The sequence below is a fragment of the Hyphobacterium lacteum genome (assembly GCF_036330345.1).
Taxonomy (GTDB): Bacteria; Pseudomonadota; Alphaproteobacteria; order Caulobacterales; family Maricaulaceae; genus Hyphobacterium; species Hyphobacterium lacteum.
In genome coordinates this window covers 289,043-296,685 of record NZ_JAZDRP010000005.1, presented here as the reverse complement: position 1 = coordinate 296,685, position 7,643 = coordinate 289,043, and the positions used below count along the sequence as shown (strand labels likewise).

The following is a 7,643-nucleotide window of genomic DNA, read 5'->3' as shown; positions in this document are numbered from 1 at the left end:
CCCCTCCGTCAGCTTCGCTGCCACCTCCCCCGTAAACGGGGGAGGAAAAGCCGGCGGTCATGCCAGCCTCGAAGGATCACGCCAACAAGCCACAGGAAATACTACCCCGGTGAGCGAGCCTTCGCCGACCGCGGGACCTCGCCGGTGTCATCGCACCGGTCAAGGCAAGCATCCCTGCTTGCGTGTGTGAGCGGCGGGCAATACGCGCCCGCCGCCGGAAAGTCAAGGAATGTCAGGCGGCCAGGCGGGCCGGGATCAGGTTGCGCAGCCCCCGGATCAGCCAGCGGCAATATCCATAGAGCCCCCAGAGGGAAACAACGCCGAGACCGAACATGACCGGCGCGGCCGCGATCACATAACCCGGCGCCACGCCAGCCATCTGAACGCCCGGCAAATGAATGCCGACGGCTTCGGTCATGCCGATCACCAGCATGGCCATGCCCGACAGGGTCAGGGCAAAGCCGAAGGAGGCCAGCGCCACACCGATGGTGAGGGTGAGAATACTGCCCACAGCCAGATAGCCGAAGATACGCGCGGCCCTGGTGAACCATCCGGCGGCCTGTTCATCACGATGGGACAATTCGAGCTCGATGGCATAGGCCTTGGCCAGCATGTGCGCCGGTCCCAGCGCCCGCAGGACGGCGTCGGCGGACTGGCCGGAGGCGACCGCCTCCTCGATATGCTCGCGGACATCGCCGGTCAGGCCCTCGCGGTCATCATAGTTGAACGCGCCGAGCGCTTTGCGGAATTTGCCGAGATAGGCCTCGATCGCGGGATTGGTGTCAGTCATGGGAATCTCCATCTTCAAGACAGGCTTCAACGGCCTGTGCAAGTTCGCGCCACTCGGCTTTCAGCGTGGCCAGCCGCGCCGTGCCGGCATCGGTAAGCTTGTAATACTGGCGGGGTGGGCCGGCCGGAGACGCCTGCTGGAAGGTGGTGACAACGCCATCCTTCTTCAGCCGTCTCAGGATCGGGTAGACGGTATTCTCTCCCGCCGCGAGTGTGCCCAGCCGGCTCAGGCGGACCACGATCTCATAACCATAGTCCGGTGCCTCGCTCAGCAGCCGCAGCACGCACATCTCCAGAACGCCGCGGCGCCACTGCGCGCTGGTCTCGGTTTTGACGTCTTGTTTCACGGTCAGTCTCCGCTAGTGTGTGACACACAATAGCAGACTACTGTGTATAACACAATAGCTGATCTAATTGCGGCGTTCCGCCGCCTGTGCGGGCCGAAAAACGCCCTGTAACCTTGTCAATCGGAGGGTCTTATGGGGCAGGAGCTCGACACCCGCGAATATGTCGACGAACAGGCGTTCACAAAGCGCCTGCGCGCGGAGACGCGCCTGGTCTCCCAGCTCTATCGCGATCAGCGCTTCGAAACCTTTGATCCGCCCATGCTGGGCGCCGAGGTCGAGGCCTGGCTGGTCGATGACAACTGGCTGCCGGCGCCTGAAAACGAGGCCTTCCTTGACAAGCTGGACGAGCCTCTGGTCACCCACGAGCTGGCCCGCTTCAATTTCGAGCTCAATCTGGATCCGCACAGCCTGCCCGGCGGCCTGCCGAAGCTGAAGAACCAGATCGACGCGCTGTGGGCGGATTGCGAGGCGGCAGCCGCCAGCCTCTCCCTGAAACCGCTGATGATCGGCATGCCGCCCACCCTGATCCAGGACATGCTGTCACTGGACACGATGACCCCGTCCAATCGCTACAAGGCGCTGAACGAGCGGGTCATGGAGAAGCGCGGCACACCGACAAAAGTCGACATCTCCCGCCGCGAAACACTGGAACTGGCCCAGAACCATCTGATGATCGAGGCCGCCTGCACCTCGCTGCAGACCCATCTCACCGTCAATCCGGGCGAGGAAGCGCGGATTTACAATGCCGCCCAGATCGTCTCGGCACCGCTGGTCGCGCTGTCCGCCAACTCGCCCTTTCTCTATGGCCGCCGGCTATGGGAGGAGACCCGCATCCCGGCCTTCGAACAGGCCATCGGGATCGACAGTTTCCGAAGCCGCGACGGGGCAAAGATTGGACGCGTCACCTTCGGCGCAAAATGGCTGCGCGAGAGTTTTCTTGAGCTCTTCCTGGAAAATCTCGACGGTCATGACGCGCTGTTGCCGATCATCGAGGATGCGCCGCAGGAAAAACTGCGTCACTTCAAGCTGCAGAACGGCACGCTGTGGCGCTGGAACCGTCCCATTATCGGCGGTGATGCCACGGGCACGCCACACCTGCGGATCGAGAACCGGGTCACACCCGCCGGTCCGACCGCCGCCGACATGGTGGCCAATGCCGCCTTCTTCATCGGTCTTACGCGACACCTCGCCGGGCTCGACTCTCCCCCTGATATGGGCATGGAATTTTCCACCGCACGCGGGAATTTCTATGCCAGCGCCCGGCGGGGGCTGGGGGCCAGAATCCAGTGGATTGATGGCGAAACCCATGACATCCAGCGCCTCATCCATGACCGGCTGATCGGCGAGGCCCGTCAGGGGCTGGTCGATGCCGGCGTGCCGGACAACGAGGCGCGCGCTGCCCTGGAGCCCATTCGCGGCCGCGCCAGAACCGGCCAGAATGGCGCCGCATGGCAGCGCAACTGGGTCAATTGTCATGGCCGGGATTTTCAGGGCCTCGTCGCCGCCTATTATGACAACCAGCAGAAAGGGCGGCCCGTACATACATGGCGGATCTAGACTTGCGGCTGGACCGGATGGACCAATTGCCCGGCGCCATGGCGCGCACGGCGGCACGGGACGTCCGCACGCTTTTCCCGGAAAGCACGCTGATCACACTGGAGGGGCGCCAGAAGGATCCGCTTTTTGTCTCTGCCCTGATCCACGGCAATGAAACTGTCGGCTGGGAGGCACTGAAGAAGCTGCAAGCCTGGATGACGCATCATCCCCTGCCCCGTTCCCTGCTGATCTTCATCGGCAATGTCCGCGCGGCGGAACAGCAAAAGCGCATGGTGCCGGGACGGCCCGACTACAATCGCATCTGGAAGGGCGGCGATACGCCCGAACACGCACTGGCCGCGCGGGTGCTGGCCGAGGCGCGCGCCGCAAGGCCCTTTGCCGCCATCGATCTGCACAATAATACCGGCGCCAACCCGCTCTATGCCCTCGTGCATGAGCGCCGCGCACCCGATCTCCAGCTGACCAGCCTGTTTGCCGCCCACGCCATGTGGACGCGCAACCCGCCCGGAACCCTGTCGGAAGCCCTGTCGGATTTCTGCCCGGCGATCACGGCGGAATGCGGCCATTCGGGTATCGCCGCCAATGAAGAGGCGGCCTTCAACCTCATCCTCGATGCCCTGCATATCGACCATTGGCGCGGCGAGGCCGATCTCGATCTCGACGTCTACAGGGTGACCGGCCGCATCGAGATCGACCCGGACGCCGCCATTGTTTTCGAACATGGTGCGGCGGGCGATATCGAGCTGCCCGCCAGCCTGGAGAAATGGAATTTCTTTGACCGCCCCGCGGGGTCGACCTTTGCCCGTCTCCTGAATGGCAAGGATGTGGTGCGGGTCTGCGATGATGATGGCCGTGATGTCACCGAAGACGTTTTCCGCCGCGAGGGCGACCGGCTATTGCTGACCCGGGATTTCACGCCTGCCATGCTGACCGTCAACGAGACCGCCATTCGCGCCGATTGTCTCGGCTATCTGATGGAAAAAGCCTAGGGCTTCAAACGCCTGGCCAGCTCCGGCAGGGCAAGCACCAGCCAGATCGCCGCCCAGACATTCCCGAGAAAGGGCAGCGGCACGATCCAGAATGCGGCGCGCAGGGGCTGGCGCTCGAACAGGGCGATCACCAGCGCCAGGAAGAAAAAGCCGAGATAGAGATCGGCCAGTGTCACCTGTCCCCAGGGATCGGCCATCAGCCAGGCCCCGGCCGCGCCGAAATCTCCGTCCGCAAACGCCAGCGCAATCAGCGCGCCCAGCGCCAGCCCGCCGAGGGCTATACATATCCGCCAGATGATCATGGTGCGTCTCTCCTTTGCAGGGTGATACGTGAACCAGCGCGGTTTGGTTTTCTCCCCCTGCTTGCGGGGGGAGGGCCACGCGCTTCCCCTCCCCTTGATGGGGAGGGAAGACGGCGCAGCCGTCAGGGTGGGGTGATATCTGGATGCCCCCACCCCTACCCCTCCCCACACAGGGGGAGGGAAGGTCAGTCATCCCGACCTGCATAAAACCTTAAAATGACTGCGGCTATTTGCGCCCTTCGCCGGGCCCGCCGCCGCGCCTAGAGTAAAATCACACGGGAGGGACCATCTCATGATCCAACGCACATCCATGCTTTTCATCGGCTCGCTTCTGCTGACCGCCTGTTCGGGCCCGGCAGACACACCGGACGAGACCGCCAGCCATGAAGACGCCGCATCAACACCGCCTGCAGAGACACAGGACGTCACCGCCGCCTCTGCCGGCGAGCCCGCCAAGGAGGAAGAGCCCGCAACGTCAGGACCGGCCGGCTTCCCCGCCGATGCGCCGTTAAGCGATCGCGTCGAATACTATGTGACCACGCTGAGCGCCCAGCTGCCGCAGGCGATCAACAATTCCACCATCATGGACCGGGCCAGCCGCAACGGGCTGGAAATCGAGCTCCACTACACCATGATCGATCCGGGCGTGACGGCCAATGCGTTGCAGCGCTGGGCGGCAGACAATGCCCCGCCCAATACCTGCGACAATGCGCTGACCGCGCAGATGGTCCGCGATGGTGCCAGCTTCCGCTACACCTATTCCGGCGGCAATCTCGGAAGGGATGTGAGTGTGCTCGTGGACCGGTGTTGAGTCCTCAGTCCGCGACGCGGCGGAAGGGCGGGTCGTAGGTTGGGAACAGCATCAGTTCCGGCGGTATGTAGCCAATTTCGTCATCGTCAAAGCCCGTATGGTAGGCGGTTTCGCTTCGCAAACCCTCTGGCTGGCAATCAATCGAGTCGATAATCATCTCGCGAATATCGGGGCGTGGCTCCAGCACAGGAAGAGAAATTTCGCCAAGCGCTTCGCCAAGTTGTTGCGCCCGGCGGAGGCATTCCGGCCCGATCAGTGCACCGATTTCTCCAAGGCGCGCCAAGCCCGTTTCATTCTGTGAACGCACAGCCGTCACGGCATACCAGAAGGGTGTGTCATATCCGCCGCGCCATTCTTGCGAAGCAGCGCCGGAGCCCTCCATCATGCAAACTCCATACGCATCAGGTTCTTGCAGAGGCCCTCGCTGCATCCACTCATCTATGGCGTCTGATTGGCCGTATGCGGCGATCTCCCTGACGATATCGCCGTCTCCATAAGGATCGCCGGCCGCCTCGCATTCTGTCGGAATATCCATCCCGGCGGGTTCGAATTCGATGTGGCCGATGCTTTCGGCATCAAGCGTGGGGAGCACCCGCAACCGCCACCAACGCGCGTTGGCATCTCCCTGCCAAGCGGCGCTCTGCAGGATGGAGCCCGCCATGCGGCGGATCTCCGGATCGGGGTCATTGATGTATTCCAGACCCAGCTGATAGAGATCCTGATTGCACTGGTATCGGTACAACACGGCTCGCTGCACGATTTCTGTATAGCCAAGCGACCAGACTGTCCCGTCATCGAAAACCGCGTGAAGCGGTGGCTCAGCGTATAAATTTTCGCATCGTACCAGCGCCAGCCGCCGCAGCCAGAACCGGCGGTCTCCGAACAGACCGGTCGAGTAGATCAACCGGTTCCGATAACGCATTGCGCGTTCCCAAAGGCCGCCTTCTTCCCTCAATTGGAAATCGTTGATCATCATACCGATCCTGGCATCGCCGCCTTCGATCTCACCACATTCCCCGAAATCGTTCAGATGGGCTGCCGAGATCAGAGCGTCACCGGAACCCAGCGCGGCGTAACGGTTGAGCGCGGAGATCACAGCATCACAATCGATATCTCCGCCGGGTGAATAGAGAACTGAAGATGCCTCCCGATTGATCGCGGCCAGATAACGCGTCTCGTCCGGATAGACCCGGTTCATATCGAACCAAAGAAACACACCCGCAATCGCCAGCACGCCCACCAGCGCCATCAGCCACAGGCCGAGCCGCAAGATCATCCGGAACAGGAATGCCAGAACACTCATACCCCAACCCTAGCGGGTATTTCCATACCTGTCGCGCGGGATTCGGCAGGGACGGGTTCCGGTTCAAATCATTCGTCATCCCGGGGCGCGCCTCAGCGCGAACCCGGGATCCCGTCCATAATATCAACGTTCCGGAATGGGTCCCGGATCAGGCAGCCGCCTGTCCGGGATGACGATTGTGAATACCGGCAAAGGCAAGCACAAAACCCCGCCCACTTTCCGCATGACAGCCCGATGCAAAATGTTACAATCCTGTCATTATTGGGGAGGCAATCATGCTCAAGGAATTCAAGGACTTTGCCATGCGCGGCAATGTGGTCGACCTGGCGGTCGGCTTTATTCTCGGTGGCGCGTTTTCAACCATTGTCCGCTCTCTGGTGGACGACATCCTGATGCCGCCACTGGGCCTGATGCTGGGCGGGGTGGATTTCACCAATCTCTTCATCACGCTGGGTGATGGCGAATACGCCACTCTGGCCGCGGCACAGGAAGCCGGCGCCGCGACGATCAATTATGGCATGTTCATCAATAATGTGATCGCCTTCCTGATCCTGGCTTTTGCCCTGTTCATGATCATCAAGGGCATGAACAACATGCAGAAGAAAAAGGAAGAAGCCCCCGCCGAGCCGCCGGCACCGCCGAAGGAACAGGTGCTGCTGGAAGAGATCCGCGACCTGCTGGCGAAGAAGGGCTAGCGGCGGGTCTGTTGCATGCCATGCGTCATCGTCCGGCTTGCCTGCGCGAGAGCAGGCAGGCCGGAGGGTGACGGGGTTTATTTGCGGAAAGGCAATCCGGAGCGCTATTGCCCCACGATCGGATGATAGCGGGTATCATTCCAGGTGCCGGTGAGCTCGCCCGCATATTCGCCGGTCAGATCATCGCAGAATCCGCGGCGCAGCGTCAGCGCTGTCGGAAAGCCGGGCTGGTCGAAATCGATCTCGATGGGCCCCCAGTAATGTGTCGGGCCGCTGCCGGGAAAGGAACGCTGCGACGCGCAGCTGAACATCTCCTCATCGGCATCCCCCTCGGGGATCATCCAGTATCCGGTGAATGTGCCGGTGCGGTCGCTGTAATTCCCCGCCAGCGCCTCGACATAGATCCATTCGCCATGCGGCGCCTGGAAAACCGCAATCGTGCCGGTCTCGCTGGAATAGATTAGCCGGTCTCCGAACGGGTCGGTCCAGACCTCGTCGGCCAGCGCTGATGACGCTGTCACGGCCGCAAGGGCGGCCGCTGCAAGACTGCATTTCATGAAAACTCCCGATTTTCCCGATGGCGAAGCCAGCGGTGTCCCATTGAGACGGGAAGACTATGGCGTGGGGACAGCCGTGCAAGACAAATCGGTCCACGCAGGTTGAAATGAGGGCATTCTGTCCGGCTCCGAAAGCCGGGGCACTCATGACCGGGCGCGCGGATACCGGAACTGCAGGAGCCTTAGGAGTAGTAGGAGTAGTAGTAGGAGACGAAATCCGCCGATCGGAGATATTATCCACGCCGCCCCCTTCCGCCCGGTTTTCCTCGTCCGCTTTCCGGGGTTATGGTTAA

At 62.0% G+C, this 7,643-nt stretch carries 9 protein-coding genes; 4 read left to right on the top strand and 5 right to left on the bottom strand.

Translation table 11 applies throughout. From position 1 onward, the window contains the following. Positions 1-232: 232 nt before the first annotated feature. On the bottom strand, positions 233-790 hold the full coding sequence (locus V0U79_RS10370) for a DUF1700 domain-containing protein (protein WP_330199436.1): 558 nt from the start codon (positions 788-790) through the stop codon (positions 233-235). After that, positions 783-1,136, bottom strand: coding sequence for a PadR family transcriptional regulator (locus tag V0U79_RS10365; protein ID WP_330199435.1), 354 nt, complete (start codon positions 1,134-1,136; stop codon positions 783-785). The genes V0U79_RS10370 and V0U79_RS10365 overlap by 8 nt, the downstream gene beginning before the upstream one ends. Positions 1,137-1,268: 132 nt before the next feature. Between V0U79_RS10365 and V0U79_RS10360 the strand changes: the two genes are divergently transcribed. After that, the gene (locus tag V0U79_RS10360; protein WP_330199434.1) at positions 1,269-2,693 is read left to right on the top strand and encodes a glutamate-cysteine ligase family protein; all 1,425 of its coding nucleotides are present in this window, start codon (positions 1,269-1,271) and stop codon (positions 2,691-2,693) included. After that, positions 2,681-3,682 (top strand): M14 family metallopeptidase, encoded by a 1,002-nt coding sequence (locus tag V0U79_RS10355; protein ID WP_330199433.1) that lies wholly within the window; start codon positions 2,681-2,683, stop codon positions 3,680-3,682. Before V0U79_RS10360 ends, V0U79_RS10355 begins: the two co-directional genes overlap by 13 nt. Here V0U79_RS10355 and V0U79_RS10350 read toward each other — a convergent pair. After that, entirely contained in the window at positions 3,679-3,984 is a 306-nt protein-coding gene (locus tag V0U79_RS10350) for a hypothetical protein (RefSeq protein WP_330199432.1), read from the bottom strand. The two genes, V0U79_RS10355 and V0U79_RS10350, sit on opposite strands and share 4 nt — an antisense overlap. A 292-nt stretch (positions 3,985-4,276) precedes the next feature. Between V0U79_RS10350 and V0U79_RS10345 the strand changes: the two genes are divergently transcribed. Next, the gene (locus V0U79_RS10345; RefSeq protein WP_330199431.1) at positions 4,277-4,795 is read left to right on the top strand and encodes a hypothetical protein; all 519 of its coding nucleotides are present in this window, start codon (positions 4,277-4,279) and stop codon (positions 4,793-4,795) included. Between the two features lie 4 nt (positions 4,796-4,799). Here the strand turns inward: V0U79_RS10345 and V0U79_RS10340 are convergent, their stop codons facing one another. Further along, entirely contained in the window at positions 4,800-6,098 is a 1,299-nt protein-coding gene (locus V0U79_RS10340) for a hypothetical protein (RefSeq protein ID WP_330199430.1), read from the bottom strand. Positions 6,099-6,373: 275 nt separating this feature from the next. On the opposite strand from V0U79_RS10340, the gene mscL reads away from it, so the two are divergent. Then, complete coding sequence (mscL, locus tag V0U79_RS10335; protein WP_330199429.1) at positions 6,374-6,793, top strand: large conductance mechanosensitive channel protein MscL; 420 nt, start codon at positions 6,374-6,376, stop codon at positions 6,791-6,793. Positions 6,794-6,897: 104 nt separating this feature from the next. Here the strand turns inward: mscL and V0U79_RS10330 are convergent, their stop codons facing one another. Next, entirely contained in the window at positions 6,898-7,350 is a 453-nt protein-coding gene (locus V0U79_RS10330) for a hypothetical protein (protein WP_330199428.1), read from the bottom strand. Positions 7,351-7,643: the final 293 nt, after the last annotated feature.